This is a genomic window from Promicromonospora sp. NPDC019610, from assembly GCF_044389365.1.
In the GTDB taxonomy this organism is placed as follows: Bacteria; Actinomycetota; Actinomycetes; order Actinomycetales; family Cellulomonadaceae; genus Promicromonospora.
Genome location: NZ_JBIRXX010000001.1, coordinates 755,540 through 773,334 on the forward strand (window position 1 = coordinate 755,540; position 17,795 = coordinate 773,334).

Consider the following 17,795-nt stretch of genomic DNA (forward strand, 5'->3'; position numbering starts at 1 on the left):
CCGTTCAGAACCGTGGCCCCTCCTCGCCGTGGAGCAGGTTGCGGATCGGCCGCGTGACGACGTCGATCCGGTCCACCAGGTCGGCGGGCCCCGTGACCACCACCGCGCGGTCGGCGGCGGGGGAGTAGACCGCGGTCACGTCGCGCACGGTGACCCGCATGCAGCGCTTGGCCGTGCCGTCGACGTGGAACTGGCGGGTCTCGCACGGGACGTCGTCCACCTCGGCGACGATGGCCCGCATCGCGCTGCGGTAGTCCTGGTACGACTCGGCGAGGTCGGCCACGTCGGCCACCTCGGGCGAGGCGCCCGGGTCGACGTCGGCATGCAGGGGGGCGACGAGCGCGCCGCTGCAGGCGGCCCGGACGATGTCCTCGACCTGCGCCGGGGTGGCCGGGACCCGGAGGGTCTCGACCTCCACCGTCTCGCCGGCGAACGTGCGGTAGGAGCGCAGGAAGCGTTCCTCGGTGGGGTCCGTGCTGTCGGACACCCCGGTGACTTCCTCCTCGACGAGGTCGAGGCCCCAGGTCAGCGGGTCGTCGACCTCGCCGACGACGCCGGAGAAGCGCGCGAAGCGCGCGACGATCTGTTCCCAGGACTCGGGGGTCGGGCTCGGTTCGTCCGCCATGTGGCCTCCCGGCGCGGGTGCGGGTCTGACAACGAGACTGCCGGGTGCGCGGGGAGGCGTCAACGACCTTCGCCGGAATCAGCCGGGAATCAGCCCGGACTCGCCGTCGAATCCGCTTGTCCGGGCGTGTCGCCGCGCGCCGGCCCGGACTTTGCCGTCCGCGGGTGGTACATCGTCACGCCCCTGGCGAACATGGGCATCAACCGGTACATGGGCGCGTTGGGAGCGCATAGAGTCATTGCGGTCAGGCCTGGTACCGCCGGTGCAGGTGTACGCCGCTCGTGAGGGAGCAGCACATGTTCGAGAGATTTACGGATCGCGCCCGTCGGGTCGTCGTCCTCGCCCAGGAAGAGGCGCGGATGCTGAACCACAACTACATCGGCACGGAGCACATCCTGCTCGGCCTCATCCACGAGGGTGAGGGCGTCGCCGCCAAGGCGCTGGAGTCGCTCGGGATCTCGCTCGACGGCGTCCGCACCCAGGTCACCGAGATCATCGGTGAGGGGCAGCAGGCGCCGAGCGGGCACATCCCGTTCACGCCGCGTGCCAAGAAGGTCCTTGAGCTGTCTCTGCGCGAGGCGCTGCAGCTCGGTCACAACTACATCGGCACGGAGCACATCCTGCTCGGCCTCATCCGCGAGGGTGAGGGCGTGGCAGCACAGGTGCTCACCAAGATGGGTGCCGACCTGAACAAGGTGCGCCAGCAGGTCATCCAGCTGCTGAGCGGCTACCAGGGCAAGGAGCCTGTCTCCGCCGGTGGTCCTCAGGAGGGTCAGCCCGCGGGCTCGGCCGTGCTCGACCAGTTCGGCCGCAACCTCACCCAGGCCGCGCGCGAGGGCAAGCTCGACCCGGTCATCGGGCGCACGCAGGAGATCGAGCGGGTCATGCAGGTGCTGTCCCGCCGCACCAAGAACAACCCGGTGCTGATCGGCGAGCCCGGCGTCGGCAAGACGGCCGTCGTCGAGGGCCTCGCCCAGGACATCGTCAAGGGCGACGTCCCCGAGACGCTCAAGGACAAGCAGCTCTACACGCTGGACCTGGGCGCCCTCGTGGCCGGCTCGCGCTACCGCGGTGACTTCGAGGAGCGCCTCAAGAAGGTGCTCAAGGAGATCCGCACCCGCGGCGACATCATCCTGTTCATCGACGAGATCCACACCCTGGTGGGTGCGGGTGCCGCCGAGGGCGCGATCGACGCCGCCTCCATCCTGAAGCCCATGCTGGCTCGCGGTGAGCTGCAGACGATCGGTGCCACCACCCTCGACGAGTACCGCAAGTACGTCGAGAAGGACCCGGCCCTGGAGCGTCGCTTCCAGCCGATCCAGGTGGCCGAGCCGTCGCTCGAGCACGCCATCGAGATCCTCAAGGGTCTGCGCGACCGCTACGAGGCGCACCACCGCGTGTCCATCACGGACTCCGCGCTGGTCTCCGCCGCCACGCTCGCGGACCGGTACATCAACGACCGGTTCCTCCCGGACAAGGCGATCGACCTGATCGACGAGGCCGGGGCGCGGCTCCGCATCCGTCGGATGACGGCGCCGCCGGAGCTCAAGGAGCTCGACGAGTCCATCGCCGAGGCGCGCCGCGAGAAGGAGTCGGCGATCGACGAGCAGGACTTCGAGAAGGCCGCCGGGCTGCGTGACAAGGAGAAGCAGCTCACGCAGGTCCGCGCGGACAAGGAGAAGGCCTGGAAGTCGGGCGACCTGGACACGGTCGCGGAGGTCGACGACGAGCTGATCGCCGAGGTCCTCGCGATGTCCACGGGCATCCCGGTCGTCAAGCTCACCGAGGAGGAGTCCAGCCGGCTGCTCCACATGGAGGATGAGCTGCACAAGCGGGTCGTCGGCCAGGAGGCCGCGATCAAGGCCCTGTCGCAGGCGATCCGCCGTACGCGGGCCGGCCTCAAGGACCCGAAGCGTCCCGGTGGTTCGTTCATCTTCGCCGGCCCCACGGGTGTCGGTAAGACCGAGCTCGCCAAGGCGCTCGCCGAGTTCCTGTTCGGTGACGAGGACGCCCTCATCCAGCTCGACATGTCCGAGTTCTCGGAGAAGCACACGGTCTCGCGACTGTTCGGCTCCCCGCCCGGATACGTCGGCTACGACGAGGGTGGCCAGCTCACCGAGAAGGTGCGGCGCAAGCCGTTCTCCGTGGTCCTGTTCGACGAGGTGGAGAAGGCGCACGCCGACATCTTCAACTCGCTGCTGCAGGTGCTCGAGGACGGTCGCCTCACGGACTCGCAGGGTCGCGTGGTCGACTTCAAGAACACCGTGATCATCATGACCACCAACCTGGGCACGCGGGACATCGCCAAGGGCGTCCAGACCGGCTTCAACGCCGGCGGCGACCTGGTGACCTCCTACGAGCGCATGAAGGCCAAGGTCAACGAGGAGCTCAAGCAGCACTTCCGGCCGGAGTTCCTCAACCGCGTCGACGACGTGGTCGTGTTCCCGCAGCTCTCGCAGGACGAGATCATCGAGATCGTCGACCTGGAGATCGCGAAGCTCGACCGTCGCCTGCGCGACCGGGACATGGGCATCGAGCTCACCCCCGCCGCGAAGCACCTGCTGGCGGAGAAGGGCTACGACCCGGTGCTCGGCGCCCGTCCGCTCAAGAGGGCGATCCAGCGGGAGATCGAGGACACGCTGTCCGAGAAGATCCTGTTCGGCGAGCTCACGGCGGGTCAGCTCGTGATCGTCGACGGCGAGGGCGAGGGCATCCTCGGCGAGTTCAGCTTCCAGGGTGTGGAGCGGGACGAGCGTCGTCGGCCGACCCCGGCCGAGCCCCAGTCGGTGCCCGCGGGCGCCGGTCTGGTGCCGCGGGACCTGCCGCCGTCGGGCCAGATGGCGGCCGGCGGGGCGTGACCGCCCGGTAGGACCCGGTCCTGACACAAGGCCCGGCCACCCCGAGAGGGATGGCCGGGCCTTCGTCATGCCCGGCCTGCGATGCCGAGTCAGTCGGTTGGTCGAGTCAGTCAGGTGGTCGACGATGCCGAGTCAGTCAGGTGGTCGGACCAACCGACTGACTCGGCGTATCGGGCTGGCCGAGTCAGGCGGTTGGTCGGACCACCTGGCTGACTCGGCGGAGTCGGGAGGGCGAGTCAGGTGGGTGGTACGGCGTCAGGTCGCCGGCGGGAGTGACAGGCCCGCCGGGAGGAGCGGCGGCAGCGACGTCCGCAGCGCGCCGACCCGCTCCGCCCGGGCAGCGCCGCGCAGTCGCTCGACCGGCGCCGTGATGCTGACCGCCGCGACGGCCCGCCCCGCGCGCAGCAGCGGCACGGCGATGCACGCGATGCCGCGCTCGTTCTCCTCGGTCTCGCCGGCGATCCCGCTCCGCCGCGCGTCGCGCAGCACGTCGCGCAGGTGCCCCACCCCGGTGTCGGAACCGGCGAACCGGTCGAGCGCGGCGTCGTCGAGGTCCTGGACCGACAGCAGGGCGCGGCCCAGCGCGGTGGTCGCGGCGGCGCGACGGCGTCCGACGGCGGACCAGACGCGGACCGCGCGCTGCGGCTCGACCTTGTCGAGGTAGACCACCTCGCGCCCGGCGAGCACGCCCAGGTGCACCAGCTCGTCGACCTCCGCGCTGAGCGCGGTCAGGGCCGGGTGCAGCAGCGCGGGCAGGTTCTCCTCGGCCAGGTACGAGCTGCCGAGCGCCAGCGCCGAGGGGCCGAGGCGGTAGGCGCCGTCCGCCGTCTGCTCCGCGTACCCGCGGTGCCGCAGCGCGGCGAGCGTGCGGTGCAGGGTCGGCTTGCTGACGCCGACCGCCTGGGCCAGCGTGCCCAGGGGCGCGCCCGCGGCGCCGAAGCCCGCGAGGGTGTCGAGGGCCAGCAGCGCCTTGTCCACGCCGCCGAGCGGGCTGGCTTCCATGGGACTCCCTCACGTAGCATGCGTTTCGCAGTGAACAACAAGCGTTCACCATAGCGAAACGGAGCACGCATGTCATCCCCCGACAACCCGGTCCTCGAGGCGCTCGCCGCGCACCGGCTCGTGCCGGTCGTCGTGGTCGACGGCGCCGACGAGGGCGCACGGCTCGCGGACGCGCTCGTGGCCGGCGGGCTGCCCGTCGCCGAGATCACGCTGCGGCTCGCGGGCGGCCTCGACGCCATCCGCGCGGTCGCGAAGAACCAGCCCGACGTCGTGGTCGGCGCGGGCACCGTCACCACGGTGGCCCAGGTCGACGACGTCGTCGACGCGGGCGCCCGCTACATCGTGTCCCCGGGGCTGTCGGCCGCCGTGGTGCGCCGCGCGCAGGAGCACGGCATCCCGGTGCTGCCGGGCGTCGCCACGCCGTCGGAGATCATGGCGGCGCTCGACCTCGGCGTCGACGTCGTCAAGCTGTTCCCCGCCTCCGTGGTGGGCGGACCCGCCGCCATCAAGGCGTTCTCCGCCCCGTTCCCCGGCCTGCGGTTCGTGCCGACCGGCGGCGTCAGCGCCGCCAACCTCGGCGACTACCTGGGCCTGAAGCCGGTCCTGGCCGTCGGCGGCTCCTGGATGGTCGACCGCTCGCTCGTCACCGCCGGGGACTGGGCCGAGATCACCCGCCGCACCCGCGACGCCGTGGACCTCGCGGCCGCGGTCTCGACAGGCTCGACCACCGAGGAGAACCGATGACCTCCCTGAACGTCCGCCCCGCCGACGAGAGCGCCTACGACGTCGTCGCCCTCGGCGAGGTCATGCTCCGCCTCGACCCGGGCGACCGCCGGGTGCGCACCGCCCGCAGCTTCGACGTCTGGGAGGGCGGCGGCGAGTACAACGTGGCCCGCGGCCTGCGGCGCTGCTTCGGCCTGCGCGGCGCGATCGTGACGGCGCTGGCCGACAACGAGATCGGTCGGCTCGTCGAGGACTTCATGCTCACGGGCGGCCTCGACACGCAGTATGTGCGGTGGGTGCCGTACGACGGCATCGGCCGCGAGGTGCGCAACGGCCTGAACTTCACCGAGCGCGGCTTCGGCGCGCGCGGCGCCGTGGGCGTCAGCGACCGCGGCCACACCGCCATCGCGCAGATGCAGCCCGACGACGTGGACTGGGACGCGCTGTTCTCCCGCGGCGTGCGCTGGCTGCACACCGGCGGTATCTTCGCCGCGCTCTCGGAGTCGTCGGCCGACGTCGCCGAGGCCGCCATGTCCGCGGCCCGCCGGCACGGCACGATCGTCTCGTACGACCTGAACTACCGGCCCTCGCTGTGGAAGGGCATCGGCGGCGAGGAGCGGGCGCGCGAGGTCAACCGCCGTCTGGCGCAGCACGTGGACGTGATGATCGGCAACGAGGAGGACTTCACGGCCTCGCTCGGCTTCGAGGTCGAGGGCGTCGACGAGAACCTGACCGACCTGGACACGGGCGCGTTCCGGGCCATGATCGAGACGGCGTCGGAGGCGTACCCGAACTTCCAGGTGATCGCGACGACGCTGCGCGGGGTGCGGTCGGCGTCGCGCAACGACTGGGGCGCCATCGCCTGGTCCCGCAAGGAGGGCTTCGCCGAGGCGACCCACCGGGCGGACCTGGAGATCTTCGACCGCGTGGGCGGCGGCGACTCGTTCGCCTCCGGGCTGGCCTACGGGTTGATGGAGCTCGGCTCGCTCCAGGAGGCCGTCGAGTACGGCGCGGCGCACGGCGCACTGGCCATGACCACCCCCGGCGACACCACCATGGCGACGCTCGCCGAGGTGGCCAAGCTGGCCGGCGGGGGCAGCGCGCGCGTGCAGCGCTGACGAGGTCGCGGGGCGAGGTCGGGGCATGGCCGGGACACCGTCGGCGGGTGTCCGCGCACCGGACCGATCTCGCCCCCGACCAGCGAAGACAGGGTGCACGGTGCAAGGATTGGTGCCATGTCCAAGAGCATCCTGTTCATCGGTGGAAGCGGAATCATCAGTCATGCCTCGGTGGCCAGAGCCGCTCGGCTCGGGCACCGGGTGACGGTGCTCAACCGGGGCAGATCCTCGACCCGGACGGTGCCGTCCGAGGTGGAGACGCTCGTCGCCGACGCGAACGACGCCGAGGCGGTGGCGACCGCCCTGCGCGGCCGGGAGTTCGACGTCGTCGCCCAGTTCCGGGCGTTCGGGCCGGAGCACGTGGCGCGCGACGTCGCGCAGTTCGCGGGCCGCACCGGCCAGTACGTGTTCATCTCCTCGGCGTCCGCCTACCAGACGCCGCCGTCGCGGCTGCCCGTGCGGGAGTCGACGCCGCTGCGCAACCCGTTCTGGCAGTACTCCCGCGACAAGATCGCGTGCGAGGACCTGCTGGTGCACGAGTACCGGGAGAACGGGTTCCCCGCCACGATCGTGCGGCCGTCGCACACCTACGACCGCACGGTGCTGCCGACGTCGGGCGGCTGGACGGACGTCGCGCGCATGCGCGCGGGCAAGCCGGTGATCGTGCACGGTGACGGCACCTCGCTGTGGACCATCACGCACACCGAGGACTTCGCGGTCGGGTTCGTGGGCCTGCTCGGCCACCCGCTCGCCGTGGGGGACACCTTCCACATCACCGGCACGCACGCGCCCACCTGGGACCAGATCTACACGTGGCTGGCCCAGGCCGCGGGCGTGCCCAGCCCCGACCTGGTGCACGTCTCGTCCGAGACGATCGCCCGGGCGCTGCCCGACCTGGGCCCCGGCCTGGTGGGCGACAAGGCCCATTCGATGGTCTTCGACATCTCGAAGGTGCGCACGCTCGTCCCCGAGTTCGGCACCACCATCACCTACGACATCGGCGCCGAGGAGCAGATCTCCTGGTTCGACGACCACCCCGAGGCGCAGGTGGTCGACGCCGGGCTGGACGCGGCCTTCGACCGTCTCGCTGAGCACGCCCGGTCGGTCTGAGGGCGCGCGGCGGCGTGGCGCCGCTCTGAGGGCCCGCGTGGGCGTGGCGCCGCGCCGACGGCGTCTCAGACGAACCGGTCGGGACGGCAGCCCGCGAGCTCGGGCGCCACGGCCCCCGTGGTGATCTCCTCGGCGGCGAGCCGGCCGGCCGCGGCGGCCAGCGTGATGCCCGCGTGCATCACGGCGAGGTACAGCCCGGCCGTGCCCGGCGCGGCGCCGACGACCGGTTCGCCGTCCGCCGGCATCGGCCGCCAGCCGATCTCGGCGGACACGATCTCGACGTCCGACGCCCCGGGGAAGTGTCGGAGCAGGGTTTGCCGGGCGGCCTCGGCGGTGTCCCGGAGGGCGGCCCGGTTCGTCTGCCCCGCGTAGGCCAGCGGAAGCAGCAGGGTCCCGTCCGGGCGCTGCCGTACCTCCAGCTCCGGACGGGCGACGATCGTCCGCACCAGCCCCGGCGCGGCGCGCAGGCGCACCAGGACGGCGGGCGACGACTCCACGGGCACCTCGACACCGACGCCGGCTGCCAGGGCGGTGGTCCCGGTCCCGGCGGCCAGGGCCACGGTCGAGGCCGGGAGCACACCGCCGGCGGTCCGGACGCCGGTCACCGCCGAGCCGTCCCGCACGAGCCCGGTCACCGCGGTGCCGACGCGGAGCTCGGCGCCCCGCTCGACCGCCGCGGCGACGAGCAGCTCCGTGACCTCGACGGGATCGAGGGCGCCGTCGTCCGGGGCGTGGTGCGGGGTGTCGGAATCGCCGTCCCAGGTGAGGGACCCCGACCACGTGATCCCGAGTCCGGGCAGCTCACGCTCCAGCCGCCGGTACTCGTCCAGGGCGAGAAACCGGAGCGGTGCCGACGGGAGGTCGCAGGTCTCCGGCCGTCCGATCCACGCGAACGAGGAACCGGTGGCGCCGGAGGCGGGCAGGCCCGCGTCCAGCAGGGTCACCGCCTGCCCGCGCGCGGCGAGGTGGTAGGCGAGCGAGGCGCCGACGATGCCGGCACCCACGACGACGACTCGGTTCGACATGAACCCACCTTCTCAGGCCAGGGGCGCCGTCGACTCCCGGACCACCAGCTCCGTCGAGAGGTTGAGCCGGCGGACCTTGGGTGACCTGCCCCGGGCGATGTCGAGCAGGATCTCCGTGGCGGCCGCCCCCATCTCGCGGAGCGGCTGCCGCACCGTGGTGAGCGGCGGTCCCACCCAGGAGGCCAGCGGCAGGTCGTCGTAACCCACAACGGACAGGTCCTCCGGGACCCGCAGGCCGAGCTGGTGCGCGGCCCGCAGCACGCCGAGGGCCTGCATGTCGGACCCCGCGAACACCGCCGTGGGCCGGTCGGGCCGCGACAGGAGCTCCAGCCCGTGCTCGAACCCCGCCTCGACGTAGAAGTTGCCCGCGCGCACGAGCCCGGGGTCGACGACGGCGCCCGCCTCCTCGTGTGCCGACCGGAACCCGTCGACGCGGGCCCGGCTGCACAGCATGTTCCACGGCCCGGTGATCATGGCGATCCGGCGGTGGCCCAGCGCGAGCAGGTGCCGCGTGGCCTGGAGCCCGCCGTTCCAGTTGTCGGAGCCCACGGAGGCGACGTCGGCCGGCGGCTCGCCGTCGGTGTCGATCACCACGTACGGGATGCCGCGCCGGTCGAGCTGCTGGTGCTGCGCCTCCGAGAGGTTCGCGGCGACGAGCAGCACGCCGAGGGGCGGCCGGGCGATGGTGGTGTCGAGCCACCGGGCCGGCGGCCGGTGCTCGCCGCCCAGCTCGGACAGGATCACGCTGGTCCGCAGCTCGGCGGCGGCGTCCTCCACGCCCCGGATGATCTCCATGGACCAGGCCGAGCCCAGGCGGTGGAAGACCAGGTCGATCAGCCCGCTGCCTGCGGGTGCCGTCGCCGCGCGACGCCGCCGGTACTGATGCTTCTCCAGCGCTGCCTCGACGCGGTCGCGCGTCGCGGGGGCGACGTCCGCCCGGCCGTTGAGCACCTTGGACACGGTGGGCACCGAGAGTCCGAGCTCGCGCGCGATCGACGCGATGGTCGGCCCGGGGTTCACGCCGGTCATCGCACCCACCTTTCGGTCATGTCAGCGGAAGTTTCGACCCGAACGTACACCGTCCCGCGCCAGTATCAGGTCTCGTTCACGGCATGGAATGCCGTGTCTGGATCGTAATCGCCACGTTCTGGGCATGTCTTGACGTGTCGGCGGATCTCACCCTACTGTCCCTCACGACAAGCACTATCGGCATCGACGTCGATAGTTTCGAAAACGTTCCACAAAGAGGTGGGGATGGCTACCGAGCTACGCGGCGCAACAGAGCTACGCGGCAAGGAAACGTGGGGCCTGGCTCTCCGCAAGCACTGGCGCCTCTACAGCCTCGCGCTCCTGCCGATCATCTGGTTCCTGGTCTTCCGCTACCTGCCCATGGCCGGCAACGTCATCGCCTTCCGCCGGTTCCGGCCGGGCGGGTCGATCTTCGGCGAGGAATGGGTCGGCTTCTACTACATCGAGCGGTTCATCCAGGACCAGGCGTTCTGGCAGGCGTTCCAGAACACGGTGATCATCGGCGCGCTGACGCTGGTGATCGTGTTCCCGCTGCCGATCATCCTGGCGCTCCTGCTCAACGAGCTCCGCTCGCGGGTGTTCAAGCGGTTCGTGCAGACGGTCAGCTACCTGCCGCACTTCATGTCCGTCGTGATCGTGGCGGGCTTCGTGTTCGAGCTGACGTCGCTGGACGGCACGGTCAACCGCCTGGTCAAGCTGTTCGGCGGGGACCCGATCTCGTTCATGCAGCAGGCCGACTGGTTCCGCACCATCTACGTGTCGTCCGAGGTCTGGCAGACCGTGGGCTGGGGCACGATCCTCTACCTGGCCACGCTGACCACGATCGACGCGCAGCTCTACGAGGCGGCCCGGATCGACGGCGCCAACCGCTGGCAGCAGACGTGGCACGTCACGCTGCCCGGCATCCGGCCCACGATGATGGTGCTGCTCATCCTGAACATCGGCCAGTTCATGCAGGTGGGCTTCGAGAAGATCTTCCTGCTCTACAACACGCTGACCCAGCCGACGGCGGACGTGATCTCCACGTACATCTACCGCGTCGGCCTCACCTCCGGGCAACTGAGCTACGCCACGGCGATCGGCCTGTTCGAGGCCGTGATCGGACTGGTCCTCGTCTTCTCCGCCAACGCCATCTCGCGCCGAGTCACCGGGAGCTCCCTGTGGTGAACACCGCCCCCGCCCCGACCACGGACCCGGTGGGTGCCGGCGTCCCCGACCTGTCCCGGCCCCGGCCGGAGACGACCACCGTCAAGGACACGCCCGGCTACACGGTGTTCCGCTGGGTCAACACGACGATCCTGGTCCTGGTCGCCGCCGTCACGCTCTACCCGTTCCTCAACCTCGCGGCGCGGGCGTTCAGCTCCGAGGCCGCGATCCGCAGCGGCGACGTCACCGTGTGGCCCATCGGCTTCAACACGACGACGCTCATGTCCGTGCTGGAGCAGGACCTGTTCTGGCGCAACTACTTGAACACGGTGGTCTACACGGTGGTGGGCACCGCGATCGCCATGGCGCTGACCACGACGTTCGCCTACGTGCTGTCGAAGAAGTACCTCAAGGGCCGGATGATCCTCATCGGGTTCGCGGTCTTCACGATGTTCTTCACCGGCGGCCTCATCCCGAACTACATCCTGGTCAGCGAGCTCGGGTTCAAGAACACCATCTGGGCCGTCGTCGTGCCGCAGGCGATCAACGTCTTCAACCTGCTGGTCATGAAGTCGTTCTTCGAGAACTTCCCTGTGGAGCTCGAGGAGGCGGCCGCGATCGACGGGCTGACCACCTACGGGATCTTCTTCCGGGTGGTGCTGCCGCTGAGCAAGGCGGTGCTCGCGACGATGGTCCTCTTCTACGCGGTCTGGTTCTGGAACTCCTGGTTCCCCGCGTTCCTCTACATGGACGACCCGGAGATGTACCCGGTCACGGTGTTCCTGCGGAACATCATCGCCGGCGCCACCGGCACCGGTGAGGGGCTGAGCGACGTCGCCGTCCAGATCGGGGCCAACGTCAAGGCAGTGACGATGCTGCTCACGGCGCTGCCCATCGTCTGCCTCTACCCGTTCGTCCAGAAGTACTTCGTGTCCGGCGTGATGCTCGGCTCCGTCAAGGGCTGAGCACGCCGGACCACCGCACCGATCCGCCGTCGGACGACGACGTTCACACCCCGGAGGAAGTCAATGATGATCACCCCTAGAAAGGCTGCCGCGGCGACCGCCGCGGTCGCGCTCGGACTCACGCTCACGGCGTGCTCGTCCGGCGACGACGACGGCGCCGCCGTCGACATGGCCGACAAGATGGTCGGCGCCATGGAGGACTACGGCGTCGGCACCACCTTCAAGGCGACCGAGCCGCTGGAGTTCGGGCTCATGTACCGCGACCACCCGAACTACCCGCTCAAGAAGGACTGGTCGATCCTCAAGGCGTTCGAGGAGGAGCACAACGTCACCTTCGACATCCAGTCGGTGCCCCTGGCCGACTGGCAGCAGAAGCGGGCACTCCTGATCAGCTCCGGCGACGCCGCCGACCTGATCCCGTCCACCTACGCGGCCGACGTCGAGACGCTCACCTCGGGCGGCGCCGTCCTGCCGATCTCGGACTACCTCGACTACCTGCCCAACTTCCAGGACAAGGTCGAGAAGTGGGGCCTGCAGGAGGACCTGGACCGGCTGCGCCAGGCCGACGGCAAGTTCTACGTGCTGCCCGGCCTGCACGAGAACCCCAAGCCGTCCTACTCGATCGCGATCCGCGAGGACTGGTGGGAGGACGCCGGCCTGGAGGACCCGAAGACCTGGGACGAGTTCGCCGACCAGCTCGAGGTGATCAAGGAGGAGCACCCCGAGCTGGACTACCCGTACACCGAGCGCTGGTCCATCAACGGTCCGCTGGAGGCCACGATGCAGGCCGCCGCCGGCAACTTCGGCACCGAGGCGGGCTGGGGCTACGGCGACGGCGTGACCTGGACCGGCTCCGAGTACGAGTACACGGGCGCCTCCGAGGGGTACAAGGAGCTGGTGTCCTACTTCGCCGACCTGGTGGACCGCGGCCTGCTCGACCCCGAGGGGCTCACGCAGGAGGACGACCCGGCGATCGCCAAGCTGACCACCGGCAAGGTGGCCGCCCTCGGCGTCAACGACCAGGAGATGACCCGGTACCGCACCGGCTTCGAGGAGGCCGGGAACAAGGACGCGAAGCTCAAGGAGATCGTGGTCCCGGCCGGTCCTGCCGGCAACATCATGGACGCCACCACCGGCGGCCGGTTCGAGTCCGGCATCGCGCTCTCGTCGAAGGCCGCCGAGCGGGACGACTTCGTGGCCATGCTGCAGTTCGTCGACTGGCTCTACTACTCCGACGAGGGCCTCGAGTTCGCCAAGTGGGGCATCGAGGGCGAGACCTACACCAAGGACGCCGACGGCACCCGCACCCTGGCCGACGACGTCGACTGGAGCGGCCTCAACCCGGGCGCCCCGAAGCAGCTGAACACCGACTTCGGGTTCTACAACGGCGTCTGGTCGCTGGCCCACGGGTCCACCACGGACCTGGTCAAGTCGACGCTCACGCCCGAGGTGCAGGACTTCCTCGACCAGATGAACCAGAAGGACGTCGCGGAGCGGGGCCCTGGCATCGCGATGGACGAGATGCAGCGCGAGGAGTCCTCCCTGCTGCAGACCAACCTGCAGGACCTGGTCATGACGGCGACGTCCCAGTTCATCCTGGGCGACCGGTCGCTCGACGAGTGGGACGCGTACGTCGGCGAGCTGGAGAACGCCGGCATGCAGACGTACGTCGACACGGTCAACCAGGCGGCAGGCGTCACCGAATGACCACCCGTTGAGTGCTGGGTATTTGTCGGGCCGGCGCCGCCGGCCCAACAAATACCCAGCACTCAACGTGTACGGAGGGGAGTGTTGTGGAGCGGGTTGTTGTTGGGGGCTCGGGGGTCGGGCCGCTCGGGGACGCCTGGCGTACCTGCGTGGGCACGGGGCGGTTCAACCTGGCGCTGCGCCAGGACTACCAGGAGTCGCTGACGCTGGTGCAGCGGGAGATCGGCTTCCGGTACATCCGGGGTCACGGCATCCTGCACGACGACGTCGCGGTGCACCGCACGTACGACGCCGCCGGCCACCGCGGCACCACCTACGTGTTCACCTACGTGGACCAGGTGGTCGACGCCTACCTCAGGCTCGGGATCAAGCCGTTCCTGGAGCTCGGGTTCATGCCCAGGGCCCTCGCCTCCGGCGGCCAGACGGTGTTCTGGTGGCTGGGCAACGTGACCCCGCCCCGCGACCACGCCGAGTGGGCGAGCCTCGTGCGCGCCCTGCTGCGGCACCTCGTGGACCGGTACGGCCTCGACGAGGTGCGGACCTGGCCCGTCGAGGTGTGGAACGAACCCAACCTCACGCACTTCTGGCAGGACGCGGACCAGGAGGCGTACTTCCGCCTCTACGAGACCTCCGTGCACGCCGTGAAGGACGTCGACGCCTCGCTCCAGGTGGGTGGCCCCGCCCTCTCCCCGGGGGCGGACGACTGGTGGGAGCCCTTCGCCGAGTTCGTCACCCGGCGGGACCTGCCCGCCGACTTCCTCTCCGTGCACGCCTACAGCTCCGGCCCGGCGCAGCACGTGCCGTTCGGCGTCTACCAGACGTTGCGCGGACCCCAGCACCTGCTCGACCAGTTCGCCCGGCCCGGCAAGATCCTGGCCGGGACGGCGCTCGCGGGCCGCCCGCTGCACGTCACCGAGTTCAACACGAGCTACCGGCCGGACAACCCCGTGCACGACACGGCCTGGAACGCCGCCTCCCTCGCGCCCGTGCTCGCGGGCGGCGGCGAGCACGCCGACTCCTTCTCCTACTGGACGTTCTGCGACGTCTTCGAGGAGGAGGGGGTGCCGGCGTCGTTCTTCCACGGCGGGTTCGGCATGCTGGGGCACCGGCAGGTGCGCAAGCCGACCTACCACCTGTACGCGTTCATGGCGCGGATGGGTCAGGAGGTGCTGGCGCGCGGCGCCGACCACCTGGTCACGCGCCACGCCGGCACGGGCCGGGTGACGGTGCTCGCCTGGCAGCCCGTGGGCGGCACCGACGACCCGGCCGAGCCAGACCGCCACGAGATCCGCCTGAGCCTCCCCACCAGCGGCAGCGGTCGGGTGTTCGTGATGCGGTACGACGTCGACGAGACCGCCGGCAACGCATGGGCGGCCTGGCGCGAGATGGGCCGGCCCGCGTCGCCGTCGGGCCGGCAGCTCGACGCGCTGCACGAGGCGAGCGAACCCGCCCGGCGCGCGTACTCCCTCCCTGTCGTCCCGGCGGCGGACGGCGGCCGGGTCGACCTCGACCTCACCCTCGGCCGGCACGGCATCACCCTGGTGACCCTGGACCCGGTCCGCGACGAGACCCCGCCCTGGCTGGACGACGCGCGGATCCTGGGCCGGACCGCGACAGACACCCCGAACGACAAGGACGACGCGTGACCGACTCGAAGATCCTGTACGGCGGCGACTACAACCCGGAGCAGTGGCCCCGCGCCGTCTGGGAGGACGACTACGCGGCGTTCGACAAGGCGTCGATCGACACGGTCACGCTCAACGTCTTCTCCTGGGCCACGCTGCAGCCGGACGAGGACACCTACGACTTCGCGGTGCTCGATCAGATCGTGGCCCGCGCGGTCGAGGGCGGGCGCGGCATCGTCCTGGCCACCTCGACCGGCGCGCTGCCGCCGTGGCTGGCGCACCGGCACCCCGAGGTGGAGCGCACCGACTTCCAGGGCCGGCGGCACGTCTACGGGCAGCGGCACAACGCCTGCCCGAGCTCGCCGGTCTACCGGCGGCTGTCGGCGGAGCTGGCCGGCCGCATCGCCGAGCGGTACGCAGGGACGCCCGGCCTGGTCGCGTGGCACGTCGGGAACGAGTACGGCGGGTTCGACGGCGGCTGCTGGTGCGACCTGTGCGCCGCCGGGTTCCGCGACTGGTTGCGCGCGCGGTACGGCACGCTGGAGCGGCTGAACGAGGCGTGGAACGCGATGTTCTGGTCGCACACGTTCTCCGACTGGGCGCAGATCGTGCCGCCGAACATGCTCAGCGAGCACTGGCGCGGGCCCGACCACACCGCGTTCCAGGGCATCACGCTCGACTACCGCCGGTTCATGTCGGACGCGATGCTCGCCAACTACCGCGACGAGAAGGCGCGCATCCGCGAGCACGACGCGACCACGCCCGTGACGACCAACTTCATGGGCATGTTCCGGCCGATCGACTACCACCGGTGGGCCGACGACCTCGACCTCGCCTCCTGGGACAACTACCCGCCGGGCCCGCGCGAGCACGCCCGCATGGCCCTGGCCCACGACGTCATGCGGGGGCTCAAGGACGGCGCGCCGTTCTGGGTCATGGAGCAGACGCCGACCATCACGGCCTCGCGCGACGTGAACCCGGTGAAGCGGCCGGGCGTGCTGCGGCTGTGGTCGTGGCAGGCCGTGGCGCACGGCGCCGACGCGGTCCTCTACTTCCAGATGCGGCAGGCGAAGGGGGCGAGCGAGAAGTACCACGGCGCCGTCCTGGACCACGCCGGGCGCACGGACACGCGGGCGTTCCGCGAGGTCGCGGCCCTGGGCGGCGAGCTGGCCGGGCTCGGGGGCGCCGTCGTCGGCGCGCGGACGCCCGCCCGCGTCGCGCTGCTCTTCGACTGGGACTCCTGGTGGGCCGCCGAGATGACGGACGGCCTCAACCGCCACGCCAGGTACGTCGACACCGTGCTGGCGTACTACCGCGCGCTGTGGCAGGCGGGCGCCCAGGTCGACGTGCTGCCCACGACGGCGGACCTGTCCCGGTACGACGTGGTGCTCGCCCCGATGCTGCACGTGCTGAAGGGCGACGTCGCCGACCGGCTGGCGGCCGTCACGGGGCGCGGGGGCTCGGTGCTCGCGTCGTTCTGGTCGGGCCGCGCGGACGAGGACGCCAACGCCTACCTCATGGACGCGCCCGGGCCGCTGGCCCCGCTGTTCGGCGTCCGGGTCGAGGAGACCGACTCGGCGGAGCCGGGCGTCACCAACCCCGTGACGCTGACCGACGGGGCCGACGAGGTGGTGTCCGCGGCGCAGCTCGTGTTCGAGGTGCTCGTCCCGGAGGGCGCCGACGTGGTCGGCACCTACGGCACCGAGTTCTACGCGGGCACGCCCGCGGTGACACGGCACCGTCCCGGCGGGGCCGACGGCGGCGAGGCCTGGTACGTCGCCACCGGCCTGGACGACGCCGGGGTCGGGTGGGTGGTGCGCCGGGTGCTCGACCGGCACGGGCTCGTGGGCCCGTACGCCGACGTGCCCGACGTCGAGCTCGCCGTGCGGGCCAAGGACGGCGTGCGGTTCGCCTTCGTGCTGTCGCACGCGACCGGGCCCGTCGAGGTCGCGGCGCACGCGTCCGGCGTCGACCTGCTGACCGGCCGGGCCGTGCGACGGGGCGAGACGCTCCGGCTCGACCCGACCGACGTCGTGCTCCTGCGCGAGGACCCGCCCGGGGAGCCGGCGTGAGCGCCGGAGGGGCCGGCGGCCCGGGCGGCCCGGGCGGCCCGGGCCCCGGACGCCGGGGTGACGGCGAGCGGCGCGAGTTCGGCGAGGGCGTGCTCGGCCGCGCCACCGCGCTCGTGTACTGGCACCTGATCGTCGAGCTGCTGCTCGTCGTCGCCGTCCTGCCGGGCGCGCTGGCGTCCCTGTTCCTGGAGCGGACGCCGGGCAACGCGCTCCTGTTCGCGCTGTGCCTGCTGCCGGTGGGGCCGGCCGTGGCGGCAGGGCTGTTCGCCCTCCGCGACCGCACGCGGGCCGAAGGGCTCACCCCGGCGGCGTCGTTCTGGCGCGGGTACCGGCTGAACTGGGCGGACGCACTGCGGGTGTGGGTGCCGGCGCTCGCCGCGGGCGTGGTGGTCGTGCTGGGCCTGGTGAACGTGGGCGCGGGCGGCGTGCCCGGCTGGTACGCGGGGGTGCTCGTCGTGGTGGGCGCGGGTCTGGCCCTGTGGGCCGTGAACGCGCTGGTGATCGTGTCGTTCTTCGGCTTCCGCACGCGCGACTCGGTGCGGCTCGCGGCGCACTACCTGGGTGCCCGGCCGCTCGTGACGCTGGGCACGCTCTCGCTGCTGGTGCTCGCCGCCGGGATCGTGGTGCTGACCACGGAGGCCGTGCTCGGCCTGCTCGCCGTGGTCTGGCTCGCCCTCGTGCTGCGCAACGCGGCGCCCGTCCTGGCCGACGTCGAGCGGCGGTTCACGCCCGCGGGCTGAGTGCGGGTCAGGACGGCATTGTCCGATCTGCCGCCGTGCGCCAGGGTGTG

At 71.3% G+C, this 17,795-nt stretch carries 14 protein-coding genes; 10 read left to right on the forward strand and 4 right to left on the reverse strand.

Features of this window, described 5'->3' with window-relative positions:
• Positions 1-4: 4 nt before the first annotated feature.
• Positions 5-625 carry a hypothetical protein gene (locus ACH45N_RS03315; RefSeq protein ID WP_397391123.1) on the reverse strand — a complete coding sequence of 207 codons (621 nt, stop codon included), beginning with the start codon at positions 623-625 and terminating at the stop codon, positions 5-7.
• Positions 626-921: 296 nt separating this feature from the next.
• Here ACH45N_RS03315 and ACH45N_RS03320 point away from each other — a divergent pair, with 296 nt between their 5' ends.
• Complete coding sequence (locus ACH45N_RS03320; protein ID WP_397391125.1) at positions 922-3,483, forward strand: ATP-dependent Clp protease ATP-binding subunit; 2,562 nt, start codon at positions 922-924, stop codon at positions 3,481-3,483.
• Between the two features lie 255 nt (positions 3,484-3,738).
• On the opposite strand, the gene ACH45N_RS03325 is transcribed toward ACH45N_RS03320, so the two are convergent.
• The gene (locus ACH45N_RS03325; RefSeq protein ID WP_397391127.1) at positions 3,739-4,485 is read right to left on the reverse strand and encodes an IclR family transcriptional regulator; all 747 of its coding nucleotides are present in this window, start codon (positions 4,483-4,485) and stop codon (positions 3,739-3,741) included.
• A gap of 69 nt (positions 4,486-4,554) precedes the next feature.
• Here ACH45N_RS03325 and eda point away from each other — a divergent pair, with 69 nt between their 5' ends.
• The 3 genes from eda to ACH45N_RS03340 all read left to right on the forward strand — a co-directional run bounded on the left by eda (position 4,555) and on the right by ACH45N_RS03340 (position 7,436).
• Positions 4,555-5,229, forward strand: a complete 675-nt coding sequence (gene eda, locus ACH45N_RS03330) for a bifunctional 4-hydroxy-2-oxoglutarate aldolase/2-dehydro-3-deoxy-phosphogluconate aldolase (RefSeq protein WP_397391129.1) — start codon at positions 4,555-4,557, stop codon at positions 5,227-5,229.
• A complete protein-coding gene (locus tag ACH45N_RS03335; RefSeq protein ID WP_397391131.1) occupies positions 5,226-6,326 on the forward strand; it encodes a sugar kinase in 1,101 nt (366 codons plus the stop codon). The genes eda and ACH45N_RS03335 overlap by 4 nt, the downstream gene beginning before the upstream one ends.
• A gap of 117 nt (positions 6,327-6,443) precedes the next feature.
• Complete coding sequence (locus tag ACH45N_RS03340; protein ID WP_397391133.1) at positions 6,444-7,436, forward strand: NAD-dependent epimerase/dehydratase family protein; 993 nt, start codon at positions 6,444-6,446, stop codon at positions 7,434-7,436.
• A gap of 65 nt (positions 7,437-7,501) precedes the next feature.
• On the opposite strand, the gene ACH45N_RS03345 is transcribed toward ACH45N_RS03340, so the two are convergent.
• Positions 7,502-8,461, reverse strand: coding sequence for an NAD(P)/FAD-dependent oxidoreductase (locus tag ACH45N_RS03345; RefSeq protein ID WP_397391135.1), 960 nt, complete (start codon positions 8,459-8,461; stop codon positions 7,502-7,504).
• Positions 8,462-8,473: 12 nt separating this feature from the next.
• Complete coding sequence (locus tag ACH45N_RS03350; RefSeq protein WP_397391137.1) at positions 8,474-9,490, reverse strand: LacI family DNA-binding transcriptional regulator; 1,017 nt, start codon at positions 9,488-9,490, stop codon at positions 8,474-8,476.
• A 225-nt stretch (positions 9,491-9,715) separates the two neighbouring features.
• On the opposite strand from ACH45N_RS03350, the gene ACH45N_RS03355 reads away from it, so the two are divergent.
• The 6 genes from ACH45N_RS03355 (at position 9,716) to ACH45N_RS03380 (ending at position 17,745) form a co-directional block, all read left to right on the forward strand.
• Complete coding sequence (locus tag ACH45N_RS03355; RefSeq protein WP_397391139.1) at positions 9,716-10,657, forward strand: ABC transporter permease; 942 nt, start codon at positions 9,716-9,718, stop codon at positions 10,655-10,657.
• On the forward strand, positions 10,651-11,601 hold the full coding sequence (locus ACH45N_RS03360; RefSeq protein ID WP_397391141.1) for a carbohydrate ABC transporter permease: 951 nt from the start codon (positions 10,651-10,653) through the stop codon (positions 11,599-11,601). The genes ACH45N_RS03355 and ACH45N_RS03360 overlap by 7 nt, the downstream gene beginning before the upstream one ends.
• Before the next feature lie 66 nt (positions 11,602-11,667).
• On the forward strand, positions 11,668-13,308 hold the full coding sequence (locus ACH45N_RS03365) for an extracellular solute-binding protein (RefSeq protein WP_397391143.1): 1,641 nt from the start codon (positions 11,668-11,670) through the stop codon (positions 13,306-13,308).
• An 86-nt stretch (positions 13,309-13,394) separates the two neighbouring features.
• Positions 13,395-14,954: a xylan 1,4-beta-xylosidase gene (locus tag ACH45N_RS03370; RefSeq protein WP_397391145.1), complete on the forward strand. Its 1,560-nt coding sequence runs from the start codon at positions 13,395-13,397 to the stop codon at positions 14,952-14,954.
• A complete protein-coding gene (locus ACH45N_RS03375; RefSeq protein WP_397391147.1) occupies positions 14,951-17,005 on the forward strand; it encodes a beta-galactosidase in 2,055 nt (684 codons plus the stop codon). Before ACH45N_RS03370 ends, ACH45N_RS03375 begins: the two co-directional genes overlap by 4 nt.
• Complete coding sequence (locus ACH45N_RS03380; protein ID WP_397391149.1) at positions 17,002-17,745, forward strand: DUF624 domain-containing protein; 744 nt, start codon at positions 17,002-17,004, stop codon at positions 17,743-17,745. Before ACH45N_RS03375 ends, ACH45N_RS03380 begins: the two co-directional genes overlap by 4 nt.
• Positions 17,746-17,795: the final 50 nt, after the last annotated feature.

Bases quoted from the DNA above. Each gene is read 5' to 3' on its own strand.
- ACH45N_RS03315 (WP_397391123.1), bottom strand. From the start codon at position 625: ATGGCGGACGAACCGAGCCCGACCCCCGAGTCCTGGGAACAGATCGTC.
- ACH45N_RS03320 (WP_397391125.1), top strand. From the start codon at position 922: ATGTTCGAGAGATTTACGGATCGCGCCCGTCGGGTCGTCGTCCTCGCC.
- ACH45N_RS03325 (WP_397391127.1), bottom strand. From the start codon at position 4,485: ATGGAAGCCAGCCCGCTCGGCGGCGTGGACAAGGCGCTGCTGGCCCTC.
- eda (WP_397391129.1), top strand. From the start codon at position 4,555: ATGTCATCCCCCGACAACCCGGTCCTCGAGGCGCTCGCCGCGCACCGG.
- ACH45N_RS03335 (WP_397391131.1), top strand. From the start codon at position 5,226: ATGACCTCCCTGAACGTCCGCCCCGCCGACGAGAGCGCCTACGACGTC.
- ACH45N_RS03340 (WP_397391133.1), top strand. From the start codon at position 6,444: ATGTCCAAGAGCATCCTGTTCATCGGTGGAAGCGGAATCATCAGTCAT.
- ACH45N_RS03345 (WP_397391135.1), bottom strand. From the start codon at position 8,461: ATGTCGAACCGAGTCGTCGTCGTGGGTGCCGGCATCGTCGGCGCCTCG.
- ACH45N_RS03350 (WP_397391137.1), bottom strand. From the start codon at position 9,490: ATGACCGGCGTGAACCCCGGGCCGACCATCGCGTCGATCGCGCGCGAG.
- ACH45N_RS03355 (WP_397391139.1), top strand. From the start codon at position 9,716: ATGGCTACCGAGCTACGCGGCGCAACAGAGCTACGCGGCAAGGAAACG.
- ACH45N_RS03365 (WP_397391143.1), top strand. From the start codon at position 11,668: ATGATCACCCCTAGAAAGGCTGCCGCGGCGACCGCCGCGGTCGCGCTC.